General features: G+C 40.9%; 17 protein-coding genes. 5 read left to right on the top strand and 12 right to left on the bottom strand.

Annotated elements, in window-relative coordinates:
- Positions 1 to 126: 126 nt before the first annotated feature.
- Positions 127 to 714: a cyclophilin-like fold protein gene (locus JMF81_RS00475; protein WP_201309561.1), complete on the bottom strand. Its 588-nt coding sequence runs from the start codon at positions 712 to 714 to the stop codon at positions 127 to 129.
- 41 nt (positions 715 to 755) lie between these two features.
- Positions 756 to 1,526: an SDR family NAD(P)-dependent oxidoreductase gene (locus tag JMF81_RS00470; RefSeq protein ID WP_201309560.1), complete on the bottom strand. Its 771-nt coding sequence runs from the start codon at positions 1,524 to 1,526 to the stop codon at positions 756 to 758.
- Positions 1,527 to 1,722: 196 nt separating this feature from the next.
- Here JMF81_RS00470 and JMF81_RS00465 point away from each other — a divergent pair, with 196 nt between their 5' ends.
- The gene (locus JMF81_RS00465; protein WP_201309559.1) at positions 1,723 to 2,616 is read left to right on the top strand and encodes a LysR family transcriptional regulator; all 894 of its coding nucleotides are present in this window, start codon (positions 1,723 to 1,725) and stop codon (positions 2,614 to 2,616) included.
- Between the two features lie 52 nt (positions 2,617 to 2,668).
- On the opposite strand, the gene JMF81_RS00460 is transcribed toward JMF81_RS00465, so the two are convergent.
- Genes JMF81_RS00460 through JMF81_RS00450 form a run of 3 tightly spaced genes read right to left on the bottom strand, consistent with a single transcriptional unit; the run spans position 2,669 to position 6,800 of the window.
- Positions 2,669 to 4,555 carry an ABC transporter ATP-binding protein gene (locus tag JMF81_RS00460; protein ID WP_201309558.1) on the bottom strand — a complete coding sequence of 629 codons (1,887 nt, stop codon included), beginning with the start codon at positions 4,553 to 4,555 and terminating at the stop codon, positions 2,669 to 2,671.
- Positions 4,556 to 4,582: 27 nt separating this feature from the next.
- Positions 4,583 to 6,340, bottom strand: a complete 1,758-nt coding sequence (locus JMF81_RS00455) for an ABC transporter ATP-binding protein (protein ID WP_378171644.1) — start codon at positions 6,338 to 6,340, stop codon at positions 4,583 to 4,585.
- Positions 6,288 to 6,800, bottom strand: a complete 513-nt coding sequence (locus JMF81_RS00450) for a MarR family winged helix-turn-helix transcriptional regulator (protein ID WP_201309556.1) — start codon at positions 6,798 to 6,800, stop codon at positions 6,288 to 6,290. Before JMF81_RS00450 ends, JMF81_RS00455 begins: the two co-directional genes overlap by 53 nt.
- Positions 6,801 to 7,074: 274 nt before the next feature.
- Between JMF81_RS00450 and JMF81_RS00445 the strand changes: the two genes are divergently transcribed.
- On the top strand, positions 7,075 to 7,947 hold the full coding sequence (locus JMF81_RS00445) for a LysR family transcriptional regulator (protein WP_201309555.1): 873 nt from the start codon (positions 7,075 to 7,077) through the stop codon (positions 7,945 to 7,947).
- A 48-nt stretch (positions 7,948 to 7,995) separates the two neighbouring features.
- On the opposite strand, the gene JMF81_RS00440 is transcribed toward JMF81_RS00445, so the two are convergent.
- Positions 7,996 to 9,027 (bottom strand): LacI family DNA-binding transcriptional regulator, encoded by a 1,032-nt coding sequence (locus JMF81_RS00440; RefSeq protein ID WP_201309554.1) that lies wholly within the window; start codon positions 9,025 to 9,027, stop codon positions 7,996 to 7,998.
- Between the two features lie 182 nt (positions 9,028 to 9,209).
- Here JMF81_RS00440 and JMF81_RS00435 point away from each other — a divergent pair, with 182 nt between their 5' ends.
- The 3 genes from JMF81_RS00435 to JMF81_RS00425 all read left to right on the top strand — a co-directional run bounded on the left by JMF81_RS00435 (position 9,210) and on the right by JMF81_RS00425 (position 13,103).
- Complete coding sequence (locus tag JMF81_RS00435) at positions 9,210 to 10,649, top strand: sucrose-specific PTS transporter subunit IIBC (RefSeq protein WP_201309553.1); 1,440 nt, start codon at positions 9,210 to 9,212, stop codon at positions 10,647 to 10,649.
- 20 nt (positions 10,650 to 10,669) lie between these two features.
- A complete protein-coding gene (locus tag JMF81_RS00430; protein ID WP_201309552.1) occupies positions 10,670 to 12,136 on the top strand; it encodes a glycoside hydrolase family 32 protein in 1,467 nt (488 codons plus the stop codon).
- An 85-nt stretch (positions 12,137 to 12,221) separates the two neighbouring features.
- A complete protein-coding gene (locus JMF81_RS00425) occupies positions 12,222 to 13,103 on the top strand; it encodes an ROK family protein (RefSeq protein WP_201309551.1) in 882 nt (293 codons plus the stop codon).
- A gap of 139 nt (positions 13,104 to 13,242) precedes the next feature.
- Here JMF81_RS00425 and JMF81_RS00420 read toward each other — a convergent pair whose 3' ends face one another.
- The 6 genes from JMF81_RS00420 to topA all read right to left on the bottom strand — a co-directional run bounded on the left by JMF81_RS00420 (position 13,243) and on the right by topA (position 21,106).
- Positions 13,243 to 14,187 carry a bile acid:sodium symporter family protein gene (locus JMF81_RS00420; RefSeq protein WP_201309550.1) on the bottom strand — a complete coding sequence of 315 codons (945 nt, stop codon included), beginning with the start codon at positions 14,185 to 14,187 and terminating at the stop codon, positions 13,243 to 13,245.
- A gap of 286 nt (positions 14,188 to 14,473) precedes the next feature.
- Positions 14,474 to 15,292, bottom strand: a complete 819-nt coding sequence (locus JMF81_RS00415) for a WG repeat-containing protein (RefSeq protein ID WP_201309549.1) — start codon at positions 15,290 to 15,292, stop codon at positions 14,474 to 14,476.
- 1,100 nt (positions 15,293 to 16,392) lie between these two features.
- Positions 16,393 to 17,325 carry a translation elongation factor Ts gene (gene tsf, locus JMF81_RS00410; protein WP_201309548.1) on the bottom strand — a complete coding sequence of 311 codons (933 nt, stop codon included), beginning with the start codon at positions 17,323 to 17,325 and terminating at the stop codon, positions 16,393 to 16,395.
- 31 nt (positions 17,326 to 17,356) lie between these two features.
- Complete coding sequence (gene rpsB / locus JMF81_RS00405) at positions 17,357 to 18,082, bottom strand: 30S ribosomal protein S2 (protein WP_201309547.1); 726 nt, start codon at positions 18,080 to 18,082, stop codon at positions 17,357 to 17,359.
- Between the two features lie 141 nt (positions 18,083 to 18,223).
- On the bottom strand, positions 18,224 to 18,991 hold the full coding sequence (gene codY / locus JMF81_RS00400) for a GTP-sensing pleiotropic transcriptional regulator CodY (protein WP_201309546.1): 768 nt from the start codon (positions 18,989 to 18,991) through the stop codon (positions 18,224 to 18,226).
- A gap of 15 nt (positions 18,992 to 19,006) precedes the next feature.
- Complete coding sequence (gene topA, locus JMF81_RS00395) at positions 19,007 to 21,106, bottom strand: type I DNA topoisomerase (RefSeq protein WP_201309545.1); 2,100 nt, start codon at positions 21,104 to 21,106, stop codon at positions 19,007 to 19,009.
- Between the last annotated feature and the right edge of the window lie 3 nt (positions 21,107 to 21,109).

Here is a 21,109-nt window from a genome sequence, read left to right as displayed (position 1 = left end):
TCTTCAATCTTTCGATTTTGCCTTGCATATCTTAACTCTTCCATTTCTTTTCGTCAATAGGCAGCCCGGAGAAACGATCAGACAAATCCGCTCGTTTCTCCGGGTAAATCCATCAATTTTACATTTTTATTCTTCCGCTAATTCAATCCGCACATCATAACTGCCAGTCAGTTTGCTGATGTTTTCCAATGGACAGTCAATAACTCCTATATTCACCTGATATCCGTATTGTTCAGACGATTCCTCATCCTCAAACAAAATCGTAAAGTAATCCGCATCGGTCGCAAAATCAATATCTCCGTTCAGCCATCCATAATGCACATCTTCCTCTTTATACGGCAACGGATCATCCATAACCCCGCAGAAATCATGAGAATACCGGTTCATATGCACCGTATAAGGCAGCATTTCAATCAGCGCCTGTGCTGTCTCACTGTCATTTAGAATACCCGGCACCACGGTATCGCCAAAATACATATTTATTTTTGTACCGTCTTCTATGACTCTCGTAGGCATCTCAGGATCTTCTGTCTGCATTTCCGCCCCATCGGATGCAGCGAGTCCATTTGTTTCATTTTCTGTCTGCTCTTCTGTTCCCTGATTTTCCTCTGACACAGAACTTTCTTTTTCCTCTGAGGTTTCAGTCCTTGCACATCCTGCTGCCCCGGCCGTTAATAACAGCGCCATTATGATAGATAATACTATTTTTCTCATGGATATCCTCCATTTCTATCTGCGCACCACTTGATCAGATCTTACAGAAATGCACCGTTGCAGACCTGAAGAACCTGTCCACGGACTGCTTTCCCCATCTTGCTGGCAAGATACAGACATGCATATGCCTGATCGATCGCTTCACATTCAGGTCCCGGGAAATAAACATAATGTCCGCTGTACTGCAGCATTTTGTCTCCTCCAGGCTGTTCTCCTGCTTTGTTTGCAAGATGTGCCGGCGTGATCGTTGCTCCCGGCGCAATGGCATTGCATCGGATATTCGTATCTACCAGGCGCATGGCAACATTTTTCGTCAGAGTATTCAATGCGCCTTTTGTGGAAGTATACGTCGCTCCACAGAAAGGCCGGGTTCCATTGACAGAAGATACATTGATGATCACCCCGTCATTTTGCGGAAGAAAAATCTTCAACGCTTCTCTGATATAGCGCATTGGTCCTCCCAGATTTGTATTCATGACATACATCATCCATTCGTCATCCGTTTCATCGATCATTTTCTGCTCTCCGATACCGGCATTGTTGACAAGAATATCCAGATGTCCGAACTCTTTCACTGCTGTCTCAAACACCTTCTTCGTATCCTCTGTGGAACATACATCTGCCACAACACCAACCGCATTCTGCCCTTTTGCACGGATTCCTTCCACAACTGCATCTAATTTTTCCTGTCCTCTGGCAGTCAGCACAACGGACGCTCCTTCTTCTGCGAAAAGTTCCGCAATGGTCTGTCCCATTCCGTAGCTTGCTCCTGTTACAATCGCAACTTTACCTTCCAGCATCTGTCGATCCATATTCATCATTCTCCCTTCTTTTTCACTTTTGGTTTGTAGTCATTTTCTACTTCCACTATAATATTCATTTCTTTCATTATCAAATACTTATATAAAATGAAATTATATGCTTTTCGGGCATTTCTTTTTTTGCTATACTAAATTATAAGGTGAATTAAGGTCATTAAAATGATAAAGGCACATGGGAGGTTTGTTTATGGAAATCCGGGTTTTAAAATATTTTCTTGCGGTCGTTCGTGAAGAAAGCATCTCTGCAGCCGCAGAATATTTACATATCACGCAGCCGACTCTCTCAAGACAAATGAAGGAACTGGAAGAAGAACTGGGCGTCCGGCTGCTGAACCGCGGTAAAAAGAATCGAAAGATCACTTTAACTGACGAAGGAATGCTTCTTCGTCAGCGGGCAGAAGAAATCGTAACTCTTGCAGACAAAACAGAAGCAGAATTCCACACTGCGGATGAGATTATCAGCGGAGATATTTATATTGGCGGCGGAGAGACCGATGCCATGCGCCTGATCGCAAGAGCCGCCAGGAAACTGCAGGAAGATTATCCTCTTATCAAATATCACCTGTTCAGCGGCAACGCAGATGATGTAGCAGAACGTCTGGACAAAGGGCTTCTTGATTTTGGTATCTTTATTGAGCCAGCCAACATGGAAAAATATGATTATCTCCGTCTTCCTGCTGCAGACACATGGGGAGTGCTCATGAGAAAAGACAGTCCGCTGGCTCGTCTGGATCATATTGAAATCCGTCATTTAAAAGAAGTTCCCCTGATCACATCCCATCAGTCCATGATCAGCAATGAATTTTCCGGATGGGGCAGACATGATTTTGATCAGCTCAATATTGTTGCTACCTATAATCTTGTTTATAATGCTTCCCTGCTGGTTGCTGAAGGATTAGGATACGCCTTATGTCTGGATAAATTAGTTAACACAACTGGAAACAGTGAACTTTGCTTTAAACCGCTTGAGCCGCGTCTCGAAGCACATCTGAATCTTGTATGGAAAAAGTACCATGTTTTTTCAAAAGCCTGTGAAAAATTTCTGGAAAAAGTACAAAATGAATTCCACATTCATATATAAAAATTCCCGGGAATGCTGCTTTCGGCATTTCCGGGAATTTCTTTTCCATATTTTATTCTGCAAAGTTTCCAGTATATAACTGATAATACTTTCCTTTTGCTTCAATCAGTTCATCATGAGTTCCTCTCTCGATGATGCGTCCCTGTTCCATAACCATGATACAGTCAGAATTTTTAACAGTAGACAGACGATGGGCGATAACAAATGTTGTACGGCCTTTCATCAGTGCATCCATACCTTCCTGTACCAGTTTCTCTGTACGGGTATCGATGGAAGAAGTCGCTTCATCCAGGATCAGAGCCGGCGGATCCGCAACTGCCGCACGGGCAATGGCAAGCAGCTGTCTCTGTCCCTGACTTAAGTTTGCTCCGTCTCCGGTCAGCATCGTGTTATATCCATCTGGCAGACGGCGGATAAATCCGTCCGCATTGGCAAGTTTTGCCGCATTGATACAGTCTTCATCTGTCGCATCCAGTTTACCATAGCGGATATTATCCATAACAGTTCCGGTAAACAGATGAGTATCCTGCAGTACGATTCCCAGAGAACGTCTCAGATCTGCTTTCTTAATCTTATTGATGTTGATTCCGTCATAACGGATTTTTCCATCTGCGATATCATAGAAACGGTTGATCAGGTTCGTGATCGTTGTCTTGCCTGCTCCTGTCGCTCCTACAAAGGCAATTTTCTGTCCAGATTTCGCCCAGAGGCTAATATTATGCAGGACAATTTTATCCTCTGTATATCCAAAGTCTACGTCATCTAAGACAACGCTTCCTTCTACTTTCTTATAGGTTACAGTTCCATCTGCTTTGTGAGGATGTTTCCATGCCCAGAGATTTGTTCTGACATCGCTTTCTACCAGCTGGCCGTTTTCATCCTCTTTCGCATTGACGAGTTCAACATATCCTTCATCCAGCTCCGGTTTCTGATCCATCAGATCAAAGACACGCTGAGCACCGGCTGCCGCATTGACAACGAAGTTGATCTGCTGGCTGACCTGCGTGATCGGGTTTGTAAAACTCTTGTTTAATCCAACAAATGTAACAACCGTTCCGATGGTAACTCCTGCCCATCCGTTGATTCCGAGAATGGCTCCGAGGATTGCCATCAGCGCATAACTGATCCAGCCGATATTGGCATTGACCGGCATCAGAAGGTTCGCATAGCTGCTTGCCTTGTTGGTACTGTTTCTTAATCTTTCATTTACTTTGTGAAAGTCTGCCTTTGCTGCTTCCTCATGGCAGAAGACTTTTACAACTTTCTGTCCATCCAGCATTTCCTCGATAAATCCATCAACTTTTCCAAGATCAATCTGCTGATGTACATAATATCTTCCGGATATACTGGAGAAATTCTTTGTAACCGTCAACATAACAAATGCGGTTATAATAGAAAGAATCGTCAAAAACGGATTCAGTAAAATCATTGTGATCAGTGTTGCCGTCATCGTAATTACAGCGTTAATGATCTGTGGAATACTCTGACTTAACAGCTGTCTTAATGTATCAACGTCATTGGTGTAAACAGACATGATGTCACCATGAGCGTGGGTATCAAAATACTTGATCGGCAGTGCCTCCATACGGCGGAACAAGTCGTCTCTTAAATGCCGCATGGTTCCCTGACTGACATTAACCATAATTCGGTTATATGCAAAAGCTGTAATAACACCAGTTCCCATGATACAGGCTAATCGGAATAAATCTGAAGCCAGACCGCTGAAATCTTTTGAGCCGCTGGCAAGCATCGGTGTAATATAATCATCCACCAATGTCTGCGGGAACGTTGCACCAACAACCGTTGCAATCGCTGTAATCAAAATAAAAACAACAACAAGCAAAAATGGTATTTTATAATAATGAAGCATATATTTAATGACTCGTTTAATTATTTTAGAAGCTGAACTAAACTGAGCCTTTGTTTTTCTTTTTTTCATGAATCAGTTTTCCTCCTTCCTTTGAATCTATGACGGCTGGTCAAAATCGCCGCTGCCTTCAAGCTGTGAATTATAGATTTCCTGATAAATCGTATTATTTTTCAGCAGATTCTCGTGAGTATCAAATGCGTTTACTTTTCCTTCGTCTAATACAAGAATTCTGTCTGCGGATTCTACACTGGAAACACGCTGTGCGATGATAATCTTCGTTGTTCCAGGAATCTCTTTTGCAAAAGCAGCCCGGATGCTGGCATCTGTTGCCGTATCAACCGCACTGGTAGAATCATCCAGAATCAGGACTTTTGGTTTTTTCAGCAAAGCACGGGCAATGCACAGACGCTGTTTCTGTCCTCCGGATACATTGGCTCCGCCACGCTCAATTTTCGTATTGTAGCCATTGGGCATACGGTCAATAAATTCATCCGCACATGCAGCCTTGCATGCCTCGATGCACTCTTCATCTGTGGCATCCGGATTTCCCCAGCGAAGGTTATCCAGAATACTTCCGGAAAACAGCGTATTTTTCTGAAGAACTACGGATACCTGGTTTCTCAAAACTTCTGTATCATATTTTCGTACATCTACGCCTCCGACACAGACAGAACCATCATCTACATCGTACAGACGGCAGATCAGATTCACCAGGCTGCTCTTTCCTGAGCCGGTACCGCCGATAACACCTATCGTTTCTCCGCTCTTAATATGCAGATCAATATCAGATAATGCGTTTTTTCCGCTTCCATGTTTGTAAGAGAAATTCACATGGTTGAAATCGATCTGTCCATTGGCAACTTCTGTCACTGGATTTTCCGGATCTGTCAGGTCCGGAGTCTCACTTAATACTTCACTGATACGGCGAATGCTTGCCAGAGACATACTGATCATTACAACGACCATGGAAAGCATCATCAAACTCATCAGAAGTGACATAATATAACTAAATAAGCTGGTCAGATCTCCAGTCGTCATGGATCCGCCCACAATGAACTGAGCTCCGAACCATGAAACGGAAATAATACAGAAATAAACCGCAATCATCATTGCCGGACTATTAAATGCCAGAAGTCCTTCTGCTTTTACAGAGAGATCATACAGCATTTTAGAAGCTTTGGAAAACTTCACATTTTCATAATCTTCACGGACAAACGCCTTTACTACACGGATCGCGGATACATTTTCCTGAACGCTTGCATTCAGGTCATCATATCTGCGGAACACCTGGCTGAAAATTTTCAGTGTTACAACCATGATCGTTCCGATTACGACAATCAGGAATGCAATAGCGATCAAAAACATTGCACTTAAATGAGGACTGATGATCATACACATAATAAAACTGAAGATCAACGTCAGCGGTGAACGAACTGCCACACGAATTGACATCATAAATGCGTTCTGTACGTTGGTAATATCGGTTGTCATACGTGTTACCAGACCCGGCACACTGAATTTATCGATATTGGAAAATGAAAATGTCTGGATATTGGAATAAATTGCCTCACGCAGATTGGCTGATAAACCTGCTGCTGCACCGGCTGCGTTCTTTCCTGCCAGCGCTCCAAATGTCAGACTGAGAAATGACATGACAACTATAAGCGCCCCAAAACGATAAACAGCGGACAGGTTGCCGGCCTGCAGCCCTTTATCGATGATGATTGCAGTGACAAATGGCATTAAAATTTCCATGACCACTTCCAGTGCGGTCAGACCGATACATAGAAAGGTCTCCCGCTTATATTGTTTCAGCTGTTGTAAAATTTTTCTCACGGTACATAAACCTCCCATCATTTTTTGTTTTTGTCTGCTCCATTTTGTTTAATTGTGCAAGGAGCCTTTGCTCCAGATCCCATAGCTGCATTTTTTCCTGCTGATTAAGAACGCTGCAGATCTCGGATTCCATCTGACTGGCTTTTTCCATGAGTTTATCACCTTTTTTCTTAAGCTTTGCCGTTGGAACCACCTTTTTCCTTCTGCCGTCCTTCGGATTTTCCTGGAGACAAATGTAGTTTTTTTCTTTTAGTTTTTTAATCAATGCAGACAGCGTTGATTTAGATAACCCTATTTCATGGCTTAATTCTGTAAGATACGTACCTTCCGGATGATGCCTTAATATATACACCATGAAATATGCCTGGACGCCGCTGATGTCCTTGCTTTTCAGCTTCTGTTCCATCTGCGCAGTCAGATCCAGACTGATCTTTTTCATCATGAAAAGCAACTCTTCTGTTCTGAAATCTTCTGTCATCCTTATAAGCACCTCCCTCAAGTTTTTTCCTTCGATTTGTTCAGGTTGAAACTGTTCGCTGCCTAATCATCTATCCATAAAAGATTTTAGTGCCTATCTGTACGAATGTAAAATTCAAAATAATTATAATCTATAAAAAGTTTTTATTAATATCCGGGAATCCGCGTGTTTTCTTTATTTACAGGACAGTTGAAAACTCAATACATACATGTTATAATCTATCAAGTCTTTTTATTGTTTATGATTAAAACTGCTTGTAAAGGATGATTGCGATATGAATACAGTACAATTAGAATGTTTTATTACCGTTGCAGAGCACCTGAACTTTTCTAAAGCATCCCAGGTCCTCAGAATTACACAGCCTGCGGTCAGCCATCAGATTCAGACTCTGGAAGAAGAATTGGATGTAAAGCTATTTAACCGAACCAGCCGGAATGTTTCCCTGACTCAGGAAGGAATTTTATTCCTCGCTGACGCACAGCTGATCTTAAAGACCGCTCTATCCGCCAAAGAACGGCTGGGCAGATACGAACATTTCATTCCTTTTGAGCTTGGATGTCACAATCATATGGAACTGAATCTTCTTCCTCCAATTTTGAAACAGCTCTCCGCAGAATTTCCGCTGCTGCGGCCGTCCATCCATCTGGTTCCTTTTCCTTCCATTATAAGTATGGTGGAAAATAATCAGATCCATGTGACTCTGGGAACCAAAGGGGGACAGACCAGTTCTTCTTTATCTTTTAAAGAACTTTACAAAGCTCCCATTGCATGTATCTGCTCTCCTGAGCATCCTTTAGCCCAATATAAAGCCCTGACAAAAGATCAGCTGAAGGCAAATCTGATCGCCTGTTCTCCCCGCCAGATTCCTGACTCTATTTTTACAATTCAAAGCAGCGTACTTGTTAATCTGGCTCCGGAACAGCGTTTTATTACTGAGAGCATCGAAAGCGCCATGACTCTTGTGAAAGCACAGCTTGGATATACTTTATACCTTGATCTGCCATCTGCCCGGGAAGAAGGCCTGTGTTATGTTCCTGTTACAGATCTCCCGACCATCTCTTTCGGAGCATATTACCGGCATGATTACGACCATCCAGTTCTGAAACGGTTCCTTACGCTGTTATCTCAGAATCTAAAAGACCGATGATCCTGCTTCCCCAGGGTCATCGGTTTTTTGAAAAGAGTTTCTCCCTGCCTATTCTGCAGTATATGAATTCTTTCCTGTGGTCCCTCTTATGATCAGCTGGGGATCAATGATAACATGCCGAATTTCTGATTTTTTTTCTGAATCTTTTGATTCTATCTGCTCCTTCAATTCTTCAACGGCCGAACGTGCTATTTTTTGAATATTCTGCGCGACTGTTGTGATCGGAATGATGGATTCTTTTGAAATTGTATTATCAAAGCCAATGATTTCATATTCTTCTGGTATTTGTTTCTTATTTTTGATTAAAATATTTAAAAAGATATTCGCATAATTGTCATTGGAAAGAAAGACACCTTTTCTTTTATTCGAATATTCAGATTCTAAATGCTGATAAACACTGTCCAGCAATTCATAAGTTACATCATAATCATTTTTAAAGTTTTTCTGTATGATTTTGCAGGGGATCTGATTCTGACGGCACGTATCTTCAAATCCTCTGATTCTGTCATACGCCGGAACATTTTCCCTGACAAAACTATTGATATTAATCAGGATATCGCATTGATCCTGAATTAGATGTTCCGCCGCAAGCTGTGCACCAAGATAGTTATTTGTATTGATGCTGGTTACATACTGGTCTTCTCTTTCTATCGTAACGATCGGAATATTATATTCTTTTAACACCTCTGAAGGAAGCGTATAACTTAAAATAATCAGCCCTTCCACCTGATACGCTAAAAGCTCTTCTATATATTTCTTTTCTAATTCCTGATCGTGATTGCCGGCAAAAACAAGAAACTTGTAATTAAAATCATTATACGTCGTCAGTATTTCATTCAAAACCTGAGAATAGTAGTCAAAAAAAAGTTCCGGTATGATAATTCCAATAAATTCAGATCTTCCATTAGCCAGTATTTTCGCAACTTTATTCGATTTGTAGTTTAGTTCTTTTAATGCTTTTTCAATCTTTCCTTTTGTCTCGGGTGTCAGAGAGCCCGGATCATTAAAATACCTTGAAACCGTCATTTTCGAAACATTTGTATATTTTGCTATATCACTGAATGTTACCTTTTTATTCATATTATCTTCTCCCGCCATAAAAATACATTACTAATATAGCACAAACAAATTCATGAAGTAAATATCAAAAAATATATTGACAGCCTAAGGAAAATAGAATAAAATATCGCTTGTGTTACCGGTATCATTACCGGTAACATGATCGGTAACATAACTGCTGATACAAAGGAGGATAATACATTATGGCAGATAAATATGCAAAAACAGCCAAAGAAATTTTAGACTGTGTCGGGGGAGGTGATAATATTATCAGCGCGGCTCACTGCGCCACCCGTTTACGATTAGTTCTAAAAGACGAATCATTGATTAATCTGGATTCTTTAGATAAGATTGAACTTGTTAAGGGCAATTTTAACAATGGCGGACAGTTCCAGATTATTTTGGGAACCGGCATTGTTAACAATGTTTATGATGAATTTATAAAAATCGCAGACATCAGCGAATCAACCAAAGATGAAGTAAAACAGGAAGCAGCCAAAAAAATGAATCCTGTTCAAAAATTATTAAAAACTTTAGCCGATGTCTTTGTTCCCATCCTTCCTGCTCTTGTAGCGTCCGGTTTATTAATGGGGATTAATAACATCTTAACTGCAGAAGGAATGTTTTTTTCAGGAAAATCTCTGATCGACGCATATCCCCAGATCAAGGACATTGCTGATATGATCAATCTGGCTTCTAATGCCGGCTTTACTTTCCTGCCGGTTTTAATTGGATTTTCTGCCGCTAAAATTTTTGGCGGAACCCCGATTTTAGGCGCGGTTATCGGAGCAATCATGATTCATCCGGATCTGTTAAACGGCTATAGCTATGGCCAGGCACTGTTAGATGGAACAGTTCCATACTGGCATATTTTCGGTTTCCCTGTTGCAAAAGTAGGTTATCAGGGTACTGTGCTGCCGGTCATTGTTTCCGCTTTTTGTTTATCTATGATCGAAAAACGGCTGCGTAAAATCGTACCTGCAATGTTAGATAATATACTCACTCCATTACTGTCTGTCCTGATTACAGCAGCTTTGACATTCTTGTTTATCGGACCGGTCATGAGAACCGTCGGTGATGCCATGACAAACGCAGTTATGTGGTTATTCTTTGATTTAGGTGCTTTAGGAGGACTGATTTATGGCGTAACCTATCCACTGCTGGTCATCACAGGTATGCATCATAGTCTGATTACTGCAGAAACACAGATTTTGGCGAACATCCAGACTCTGGGAGGATCCCCGACATTCGCGGTTGTTGCCTGTGCAAACTGTGCTCAGGGTGCTGCTGCTTTAGCTGTTATGTTCCTGATGAAAAAAGATGCAAAGGTAAAAAGTATGGCGTCAGCGTCTGGTATTTCCGCTTTGCTTGGAATCACGGAGCCTGCTATCTTTGGAGTTAACTTAAAATACAGATATCCATTTTATGGTGCATTGATCGGAGGCGGTATTGGAGCCGCATATGCAACCCTGGTCAGAGTGCTGTCTGTTTCTCAGGGGCCTTGCGGTGTTATCGGTGTTATCTGCATCAGACCTGACTGCATGATACAATTTATGGTTTCTGCTATTATCGCAATTATCAGCGCATTTATCGCAACCTTTTTGTTAGGAAAAACAATCGGAAGAAAAAGCATACAAATTTAATGATATGAGGAAATAGTTTTATGGAATGGCCAAGATCAAAAAGATACAGAACATTAAATGATATTAGTGAAACTGAATATAACTCACTTCTTGAGAGAGTAAACCATTGTCCTTACAGGGAAACATACCATATTCAGCCAAAAACAGGACTATTGAATGACCCCAACGGTTTTTCCTTTTTCCAGGGTGAATATCATCTTTTTTACCAATGGTTTCCTCTTGGACCAGTGCACGGACTGAAACATTGGTATCATGTTTCTTCCAAAGATCTCGTACACTGGAAAGACTGCGGTATCGGATTATCTCCGGAAAAATATTATGAAAGCCATGGTGTCTTTTCCGGAACCGGTTTTGTAAAAGGCGATCAGCTCTATTTATTTTATACCGGAAACACCAGAGATAAAGACTGGATTCGAACCCCTTATCAATGTCTGGCAGTCATGGATTCAAAAGGGAATATTGTCAAACATGAAGAACCTCTTATCTGTGATTCACCGAAAGAATATACCGACAACTTCAGAGATCCCAAGGTTTTCCAGCAGGATGACACTTATTATTGTCTGATCGGAGCTGAAACAAAAGAAAACAAAGGAGTGGTGGCATACTACTCTTCTGCCGATCTTATTCACTGGGAGTATGAAGGGGCTTTAGACATTCCTTCTGTAAATGGTTTTATGCTGGAATGCCCGGACTACTTTGAATTAAACGATCAGGGCATCCTTATCTTTTGTGCGCAGGGTCAAAAGCCAGATGGAGATCATTTTCGGAATATCTTCCCGGCAGGATATGTCATCGGAGATAAAATTGACTTTAAACATCCTGAAATCACCGGAAACGAATATCAGGAATTAGACCGCGGATTTGATTTCTATGCGCCTCAGACAACACTGGATGAAAAAGGAAGAAGAATTCTGGTTGGATGGTTCGGTCTTCCTGGAGTCGATTGTATCACGGATGAAAATGGATGGGCTCACTGTCTGACACTGCCAAGAGAACTGCAGGTTATCGATGGCAGACTCTATCAGAAACCTGCTGCAGAACTTGAAAATATCCGAAAAAATCAAAGATCTGCAGCATCCGAAATTTCAGGAGAAAAGACTTTTGATGGATTTTGCGGAAAAATTTACAATCTGGAATGCACTTTTACAGATTTAAAATGCAAAAAAGCCGGGGTCAAACTTCGTGCTGGCGAAAATGAAGAAACTCTGTTCTATTTGGATAAAACAACCAATAAGCTCGTATTAAACAGAGAAAAATCCGGCCGGCTGTATGCCGAAGAATATGGTCAGATCCGCCAATGTGATTTTGACGAAGATCATTTAAAACTTCAAATATTTGTTGATACCTCCAGTATTGAAATATTCGTAAATGACGGTTTGGAAGTTTTTACAACAAGAATCTACACACAGGAAGAAAGTCAGGGAATTACGTTTTTTGCAGAAGGAAACGCCAAATTGCAGGCGTCCATCTGGGATCTGAAACTGTAATCTGACTACAGTGTATTTAAGAATCCCATCTTTTCACAAGATGGGATTCCTGTACGAAAAATATCAAACGAAAAAGGAGAAATAAATGAAACTAGGCGCTATCGAAGCAGGTGGAACAAAGTTTATTACTGCAGTCGGAGATGAAAATGGAAATATTTTAGAAAGAGCTTCTTTTCCGACAACAACACCAGAAGGAACTATTGCAAATATTTTTAAATTTTTTGATGGAAAAGATATAGAAAGCCTGGGTCTGGGATGCTTTGGACCAATCGATCCTGATATTGAAAGCCCAACTTACGGATTCATTACTACTACTCCGAAACCAGGCTGGGCAAACCGCGATATTGTCGGCACGCTGCAGAAACATTATCCGAATTTACCAATTGGTTTTGATACTGATGTCAATGGAGCTGCTTTAGGAGAATCATATTTTGGGGCTGCCAAAGGTTTAAACAGTGTTTTATATTTAACCATCGGAACCGGTGTCGGCGGCGGTATGATCAGTGAAGGAAAACTTATACATGGTCTGCTTCATCCCGAAATGGGCCATATTTTAATGCGGGTCAGAAAAGATGATTCCTATCAGGGGAATTGTCCATATCATGGAACATGTTTTGAAGGATTAGCAGCCGGGCCGGCAATCGAAGCAAGATGGGGCGTGAAAGGAAGTGAACTGCCGCAGGATCATCCTGCCTGGGATCTGGAAGCATGGTACATTGCCCAGGCACTGTCTGTCTATATTTTAACGCTTTCTCCTAAGAAAATCATTCTTGGGGGCGGTGTTATGCATCAAAAACAATTATTTCCTATGATTCATACATATCTTCAGGAAACATTGAACGGATATGTTCAGAAAAAAGAAATTACAACGGATAAAATCAAAGATTATATTGTTTATCCGGCATTAGGAGACAATGCCGGCATCTGCGGCGCACTGGCATTGGCCAGAAACGCATTAGACATTTAATAAAATTAAAATCTGTATCCTATCCTTTATTGATATCATAAAACGGCAGGAAAGGCTCAAAGTGCTTTCCTGCCGTTTATAAATTCAGTCTCTGTCTTTTCTTTCATCTATCCTTTTGCTTCGCAGATATATACAGCTGTTATGATGCTTCTTTTTTTATCCTATGAAAAAGCGTTCCATAAACAGCCGCCAGAACCTGCTGAAACAATGTAGCAGTAATGACTGGAAACACTACTTCTGCCGGAAAATAAGAAGAAGCAATCACTGCTCCTGCACTGATATTACGCATGCCGACACCAAACATCATAGACACCGTCATTTTTCGATCCTGTTTAAACAGCACTGCTGCAATCCAGCCAAGAGCATATCCAAAAGCTGCCAGAATCAAAATCGCAAAGATTACCTCCAGCAGTTCCCGGTTCATATGCCGGATATAAGGCGCCGCCTTGGAAGAATTACAAATCTGAATAAACATCAGACAAATTTTTGAAACCGGAGCAAGCTTTGGCGGCCATGTTTCCTTGACTTTCCCTTTGCTGAACTGGTTCAGACACATAGCTGCGACTGCAGGAAGCGCGATCATAAACAGCAGTTCCTCTATCATACTGGATGTATTGATCTGCACTCTGCTTCCTACTATCACCCGAAGTGTCAATGGAATCAAAAACGGCGCAAGCACCGTATCCACAATGACAAGAGACAACGATAACGCGCTGCTGCCATTATAAATCGTCACCCACATCAATGCAATTACAGCGCTTGGCACCGCAAACTCCAGCACCATTCCAGTAATCAGATTGATATTGTCTGAAAAAAACAGACTTCCCGCTCCGAATGCCAGAACAGGCATAATGATATGAATACATACCATAGACAGAAGCAGCGGCAGAGGATGCCGGAATACATGAACAATGTCCTGAAAACTGGACTTTAAAGCTCCGATAAACGTCATAACTGCAAATACATAAGGAACCAGTACATTTCCGTGAATTGTAATATCCGAGAAAACCACACCCAGGATCACACAGACTGGTGTAACAAGGAAAATCCACCTTTCTATAAACTGATTAAATCTTGCTAACATTTCCGTCTCCCTTCTTCCGCAGTAAAAGAACGGCATAACTCATCTATGAAAAATACAGCACCGTTTTATTATTAACATCGATTTAAAACTACACCCTTGTCTGTGGTCTGTCAAGTTTATGAATTATATGTTTTTCAGAGCGCCTCATGCTTCCTTTGTATTTAATGTGCCATAAGAAACAGGAAGTTCAATGCTTCCCAAATCCTGTACGCCCTGTTTTCCTGCTGTCCAGAAAGGCTTTATATCCTCTTTGATCAACTATTACACTAACTGCAAAGCGTATAAATTATTTTCTTGTTTTCATGAAAACTCCTACACTTTTATACTGGTCTCCAAGATTCAGAACTTTTTCCAGGTTCTGATTCAAAAAATATATATTCTTTTCTCTGTTATTTACCTGAATCCATCCATTCTCATTATTTATGATAATACTGTGATTTTCAAAAGGAATCAGCTCTTTACCATTCTGGTCAAACAAAGCGTTGTCTATCATGATTTCATTTTCATTATGAACCACTGCCTGTCCGGCACAAATATAGACTGGATTTGTATCTGTCAGAAAAACACTGTAATATTTCAAAGGGAGAATCACTTTCCCATCTTTTCTGATGACACCTTTTTTTTCATTCTTTTCGATAACTTCTAAATCGTCTGTTTCATATACAGTCTTTCTCCTATCTGTCCCCATTATTTTAGTATCATCAAGACCTTCTGTTTCGCACAGTTTTTCTATACTGTCATATTTTAAAGGAATCACCAGTTCTCCGTTCACATTAACTGCTCCACATTTCTCGCCAGACTCATCGTATATTGATATGAGAACTAAATCAGACTGTTCCAGAAATGTGTAACTGTCATACTGGTCAGCCAGTATCTTCCCTTTATCATTCATCAGGTATTCCCCTGTATCGTTATAAGCAAGAATAAACAATCCATCTTTGCATGCTTTCGTTTTCTCAATGGAGGTGAATTTACACGGAATCACTTCATCTCCCCATTCATTGATCATTCCAATATATCCAGACACATCTGTTGCCACTGCAAGATATGAAAAATCTTTTCCCTGATATTCTTTTACCTTTGGTTTTACGTTGTTCTTTGACAACAAAAGAATTCCTGATATGATTCCTGGAACTAGAAAGATAAAAACAGCCAGTAAGATTTTACTTTTTTTTGAAGCTAATCCTGAATCCCCCCTGGTAAGCCGCCATAATACCAGAAAAGCAGCAATCCACAGCCCCGCTTTCACGAAACTCTGAAGTACCAATCCCTTTATCATTCCAAATATGAGAACAGTAATTTCCATAATTATCAAAGAACCGATAATCATATTACACAGCCACAGAGTTCTGACTTTCCAAAGAAAATGATTAAGAAAATATAACACTAGTATAACAACAAGCGAAAGCACAAATATCATAAAAAGAGAGATGAAATCATAGACGGCCCATATAATATCCTCCTCCATATTATTATATGGAAACAGCATAGAATAAAAAGATGGATACCATATTGACAGTATATGATAACATAACAAAACATACATTATTATCCTGGCTTTCCCGATACCTATGATTCCAAGATAAAGAACGAGTGCTGCAATCAAAAGATAAATCAATGATGCGTAGGAAATAACATTAAACTGGTACAATCCATCTAGAAAAGATATCAGAAACAACAGAATCCCTGGAACGATAAAATATTTCTTTTCATTTATTATATTCACTTCTTTCATCCTTTCCGAATTCCAAATGATAAAATGGTTCTACACTTTACTTAGAATGATAAGTAAGGAGCAGAACCTTTTGCTTTCAAGGAAATCAGGCATAAATCTTCTATTTCTTTTATAATTAAATCACCACAATAAAACATAAAGGAAAATTCTTATGCCTTATCATGATTTTATCGCAAAACTCTTACAAATAGAAGACCTGATTGTCATTGATATCAAAACATTTTAAAAGAACTGTTTTACCATTTCATGGCATCTGAGACAAACCAGATCACAAAGAAGAGACTCCATACCTTCTTATTAGCAGCGCAGGTCAGTGATCTTGAGAAGCTCAATGCGGCCCTGACGATGCTCGCGAATTGGGGGAAATATATCCCAGTTAAATTTACCCCCAATACTTGACAAAGAGCCAAAAAATCCCTGAAGACACCCATTACCTGGGATCTTCAGGGATTTATCATTCTCTTATAAGATTAGTTGCCCATCTGTTTTGCAACTTCTTCTGCAAAGTTTTCTTCTTTCTTTTCGATTCCTTCACCAGTTTCGAAACGAACGAATTCCTTGATTGTTACGTTTGCACCGTTTGCTTTTGCAACCTGCTCTACGTATTTTCCAACTGCCTGTTTTCCATCTTCAGCTTTTACATAAGCCTGATCTAACAGACATACTTCTTTTAATTCTTTGTTCAGACGTCCGATGATCATCTTTTCGATGATATTATCCGGCTTGTCCGGATTTTCATTCTTAGCCTGGATCTTTAAGATTTCTGTTTCATGATCGATGTAATCTTTAGAAACTTCATCTCTGCTTGTGTATTTTGGAGCAATTGCTGCAACCTGCATTGCAACGTTTTTACCCATCTCTTTGATTTCATCGTTCACTACATCAGTAGCAACATGAACTAATACACCGATTTTTCCTCCAGCATGAATGTAAGAAGCAACAAAACCATCTTCTGCTGCCATTTTGCTGAATCTGCGGATATTTAAGTTTTCACCGATAACAGCGATTTTTCCATCTAATGCTTCTTTTACAGTTTTTCCGGCTTCTGCTTTGGATTCTTCTGCCAGAAAAGCTTCAATATCAGCTGCCTGTGTTGTCAGTGCCTGGTCTGCAACTTCTGCAACATATGCCTGGAATGTATCGTTCTTTGCTACGAAGTCTGTCTCAGAGTTAACTTCTACGATAGCTGCTTCTTTTGCGTCATCGGAAAGCGCTACTGCTACAAGTCCTTCTGCGGCAATACGTCCAGCTTTCTTTGCTGCCTTTGCAAGACCGTTCTCTCTTAAATATTCTACTGCTGCGTCCATGTCTCCGTCGGTATTTGTAAGAGCTTTCTTACAGTCCATCATACCTGCACCGGTCATTTCACGTAACTCTTTTACCATTGCTGCTGTAATAGCCATGATCTTTCTTCCTCCTAAAAATAGATTTTAATTATTCTTCATCTTCTGCAGCTTCATCTTCTGCATCAGCATCGATTCCCTGATTTGCTTCGATAACGGCGTCAGCCATTGCGGAAGTGATCAGTTTTACCGCACGGATCGCATCGTCATTACCAGGAATGATGTAATCTAATTCTTCAGGATCGCTGTTTGTATCTGCGATACCAACAAGAGGAATTCCTAAACTATGTGCTTCCTGAACACAGATGCTTTCTTTCTTAGGGTCTACAACGAAGATCATGTCCGGAAGTCCGCCCATCTCTTCGATTCCGCCTAAGTTCTTCTGTAATTTGTTCTTTTCTTTGTTAAGTTCTAAAACTTCTTTCTTTGGAAGTACGTCGAATGTTCCGTCTTCTTCCATCTCTTTGATCTTCTTTAATCTTGCGATTCTTGATTCAATGGTCTTGAAGTTTGTCAGCATTCCACCTAACCATCTCTGGTTTACGTAGAACATTCCGCAGCGTTCTGCTTCTGCCTGGATAGAATCCTGTGCCTGCTTCTTTGTACCAACGAAGAGGATCTTTCCGCCTTCTGCTACACATTCTTTCACTGCGTTATAAGCATCGTCAACCATACCTACAGATTTCTGAAGGTCGATGATGTGGATACCATTACGCTCTGTGTAGATGTACGGAGCCATTTTAGGGTTCCATCTTCTTGTCTGATGTCCAAAGTGAACACCTGCTTCAAGTAACTGTTTCATTGAAATTACGCTCATTATAAAATCTCCTTTAGTTTGTGCTTCCGCCATTTTCAACGTCCCGGCAAACCTTGCGGCACTTACCGGAATTCCAATGGCGTGTTTATTTTTACCTATGACAGTATATCAGACCTTGCTTTGAATTGCAAGGTATTTCTTTTACGGCTGCTTTGTGATCTCATCAAAAATGAAATCATTGGTCACCTTAATATAAGTTCCTTTCATTCCGGAAGACCTCGTTTCGATCACACCTGCGCTTTCCAGCTTGCGAAGCGCGTTGACAACAACGGAACGAGTGATGCCAAACCGGTCGGCAATCTTGCTGGCAACCAGTACTCCTTCATTTCCTTCCAGTTCATCCAGTATATGATATACGGCTTTGTGCTCTGTAAAAGATAAAGTACTGATGGCAGAGCTGACAATATGCTTTTTCCTGCGTTCCATCTCCATTTCTTCACTGACAGAACGGAGCATCTCAAGTCCTACCACAGTTGTTCCATATTCAGCTAAAATAATATCGTCAATAGAATATTCCTGGTTCTGACGATACATAAACAATGTGCCGAATCGTTCTCCTGCGATATCGATCGGGGCAATGATCGCATAATAATCATCAATGTCCGTGTCAAATCCTAAAGTAGAAAGACTGACATTTTCATTGGTAGAAAGAATGGTCAGCAGTCTTTCATTCAAAGAATGATCCACATAATCTTTTACATTGCCGGAAATCAGCTGATGGAGCACTTCAATATCTTCGGCTTCATTCTTTCCCAGAATCTTCCCCTTCTTGCTGACTACCAGAACATTAGAATCCATAACTTCCGTTAAGACTTTACAGATATCGTTAAATACGACTTTCTGCGAATTATTATTATGAAGCAGTTTATTGATCTTTCTTGTTTTATCTAATAACTGTATACTACTCATCTATGTCCTCTCTCCTTAATTAGCAGAAGCCTTCTTCTGTTCTGTTTCCTCCGGCATCTTGCATACATGTCCGCATTCTTTGTTAGAACATACCAGCTTCTTGCCTTTTTCAATCATATAGCTTCCGCATTTTTCACATTTCACGGTTGAAGGTTTCTGCCATGAAATAAATTCACATTCCGGATTGTTTTCACACCCATAATATTTGCGGCCCTTCTTTGTTTTCTTAAGAACCACTTCTCCGCCGCACAGCGGACATGGAACTCCGACCTTCTCAAAATGAGGCTTTGTATTTCTGCATTCAGGGAATCCCGGGCATGCCAGGAATTTTCCGTATGGTCCATATTTTACAACCATATGACGTCCGCACTGATCACAGATCACATCTGTTACCTCATCTTCAATTTTAACTTTTTCCAGTTCCTTCTCTGCGTTTTTCACCGCAATTTCAAAATCCGGATAGAAATTCTCTATAACAGATTTCCAGCGGACTTTTCCTTCTTCCACCATATCCAGAAGTCCTTCCATCATGGCTGTAAAATTCACATCCACAATAGATGGAAAAGCTTTTTTCATCATATTGTTTACCGCTTCTCCAAGCTCTGTTACATAAAGATTCTTTTTCTCCTTTACAACATAACGCCTTGCAACGATCGTTGAAATCGTCGGAGCATAGGTGCTTGGCCTTCCGATTCCCAGTTCTTCCAGGGTTCGAACCAAAGATGCCTCTGTATAATGAGCCGGAGGCTGGGTAAAATGCTGCTTGCTCTCAAAATCATTCAGCTTAAGCTCTGTCTCTTCATCAATCGACTTGATCATGCCATTGCCTTCTGATTTTTCATTATTAATGTTATAGACAGATAAAAACCCGTCAAATGCAATTTTTGACGCAGACGCTGTAAATCGATATTCTCCGGCGCTGATTTTTACGGATGTATTTTCATATCTTGCCGGCGCCATTCTGCTGGCTGTAAATCGATTCCAGATCAGCTGATAAAGTCTGAACTGATCTCTTGACAGCTGTTCCTTGATGGAAGCCGGAGACAGACTCATGTCAGTTGGCCGGATTGCCTCATGAGCGTCCTGGACTTTCTTATCATCGTTCTTCTTGGCCTGGCTGGCTTTTCCCACGTACTGCTCGCCATAATGCTCCCTGATATATTCTTTTGCGCTGGCGTCTGCTTCTTCGGAAATACGTGTAGAATCTGTACGAAGATAAGTAATCAGACCAGCCGTTCCTTTTCCTTTGATGTCAACTCCTTCATAGAGCTGCTGCGCAATCCTCATGGTTTTCTGCGTTGCGAAATTCAGCTTGCTGGAAGCGTCCTGCTGTAAAGTACTTGTAGTAAATGGAAGCGGATTTTTTTTCAGCCGTTCGCTGACCTTCACTCCATCGACCTGGAATTCCTTTCCTTTCAGATGTTCCAGAAGTTCATCCATTTCTTCCCTGCTGTGAATTTCCACTTTTCCATCCTGGTTTCCTGCAAACTTGGCTTCCAGAGGCTTCCTGCTTCCTTTAACATCCAGAAGCGCTGTCAGAGTCCAGTATTCCTGTGGTATGAACAGGTTGATTTCTTCTTCTCTGTCACAGATCAGACGAAGAGCTACTGACTGAACGCGTCCTGCGCTTAATCCCCTTTTGATTTTAGCCCAGAGGATCGGACTGATCTGATAACCTACGATCCTGTCTAAAACCCTTCTTGCCTGCTGGGCGTCTACGAGATCCATATCGATCTCCCTTGCGTGTTTGATCGAATCTTTTACTGCGGATTTCGTAATCTCATTGAAGGTAATCCGGCTGCATTTTTTGTTTTCAAGTTTTAACGCGTGATAGAGATGCCATGAAATTGCTTCTCCTTCCCGGTCCGGGTCAGTTGCCAGATAAACTTTATCTGCCTTCTTCACTGCCTTTCTAAGAGCAGCTAACACCTCTCCTTTTCCTCGGATTGTAATATACTTTGGTTCAAAGTCATTTTCAATATCCACACCCAGCGTACTTTTCGGCAGATCGCGCACGTGTCCGTTGGATGCCATTACTTCATAATTTTTACCAAGGAATTTTTTAATTGTTTTTGCTTTCGCCGGTGATTCAACAATGACTAAATTTTTTGGCATATA

Origin of the sequence: Anaerostipes butyraticus, assembly GCF_016586355.1 — a bacterium.
Classification (GTDB): Bacteria; Bacillota; Clostridia; order Lachnospirales; family Lachnospiraceae; genus Anaerostipes; species Anaerostipes butyraticus.
Note: the sequence above shows the minus strand (reverse complement) of the source record. Positions and strands in the feature narration are given on the sequence as shown.

What these genes read in the sequence shown, in the direction of transcription:
- JMF81_RS00420 (WP_201309550.1), bottom strand. Translation starts at nt 14,187, where the DNA reads ATGTTAGCAAGATTTAATCAGTTTATAGAAAGGTGGATTTTCCTTGTT.
- rpsB (WP_201309547.1), bottom strand. Translation starts at nt 18,082, where the DNA reads ATGAGCGTAATTTCAATGAAACAGTTACTTGAAGCAGGTGTTCACTTT.
- JMF81_RS00445 (WP_201309555.1), top strand. Translation starts at nt 7,075, where the DNA reads ATGAATACAGTACAATTAGAATGTTTTATTACCGTTGCAGAGCACCTG.
- JMF81_RS00470 (WP_201309560.1), bottom strand. Translation starts at nt 1,526, where the DNA reads ATGGATCGACAGATGCTGGAAGGTAAAGTTGCGATTGTAACAGGAGCA.
- JMF81_RS00450 (WP_201309556.1), bottom strand. Translation starts at nt 6,800, where the DNA reads ATGACAGAAGATTTCAGAACAGAAGAGTTGCTTTTCATGATGAAAAAG.
- codY (WP_201309546.1), bottom strand. Translation starts at nt 18,991, where the DNA reads ATGAGTAGTATACAGTTATTAGATAAAACAAGAAAGATCAATAAACTG.
- JMF81_RS00460 (WP_201309558.1), bottom strand. Translation starts at nt 4,555, where the DNA reads ATGAAAAAAAGAAAAACAAAGGCTCAGTTTAGTTCAGCTTCTAAAATA.
- JMF81_RS00435 (WP_201309553.1), top strand. Translation starts at nt 9,210, where the DNA reads ATGGCAGATAAATATGCAAAAACAGCCAAAGAAATTTTAGACTGTGTC.
- tsf (WP_201309548.1), bottom strand. Translation starts at nt 17,325, where the DNA reads ATGGCTATTACAGCAGCAATGGTAAAAGAGTTACGTGAAATGACCGGT.
- JMF81_RS00455 (WP_378171644.1), bottom strand. Translation starts at nt 6,340, where the DNA reads ATGGGAGGTTTATGTACCGTGAGAAAAATTTTACAACAGCTGAAACAA.
- JMF81_RS00475 (WP_201309561.1), bottom strand. Translation starts at nt 714, where the DNA reads ATGAGAAAAATAGTATTATCTATCATAATGGCGCTGTTATTAACGGCC.
- topA (WP_201309545.1), bottom strand. Translation starts at nt 21,106, where the DNA reads ATGCCAAAAAATTTAGTCATTGTTGAATCACCGGCGAAAGCAAAAACA.
- JMF81_RS00425 (WP_201309551.1), top strand. Translation starts at nt 12,222, where the DNA reads ATGAAACTAGGCGCTATCGAAGCAGGTGGAACAAAGTTTATTACTGCA.
- JMF81_RS00430 (WP_201309552.1), top strand. Translation starts at nt 10,670, where the DNA reads ATGGAATGGCCAAGATCAAAAAGATACAGAACATTAAATGATATTAGT.
- JMF81_RS00465 (WP_201309559.1), top strand. Translation starts at nt 1,723, where the DNA reads ATGGAAATCCGGGTTTTAAAATATTTTCTTGCGGTCGTTCGTGAAGAA.
- JMF81_RS00440 (WP_201309554.1), bottom strand. Translation starts at nt 9,027, where the DNA reads ATGAATAAAAAGGTAACATTCAGTGATATAGCAAAATATACAAATGTT.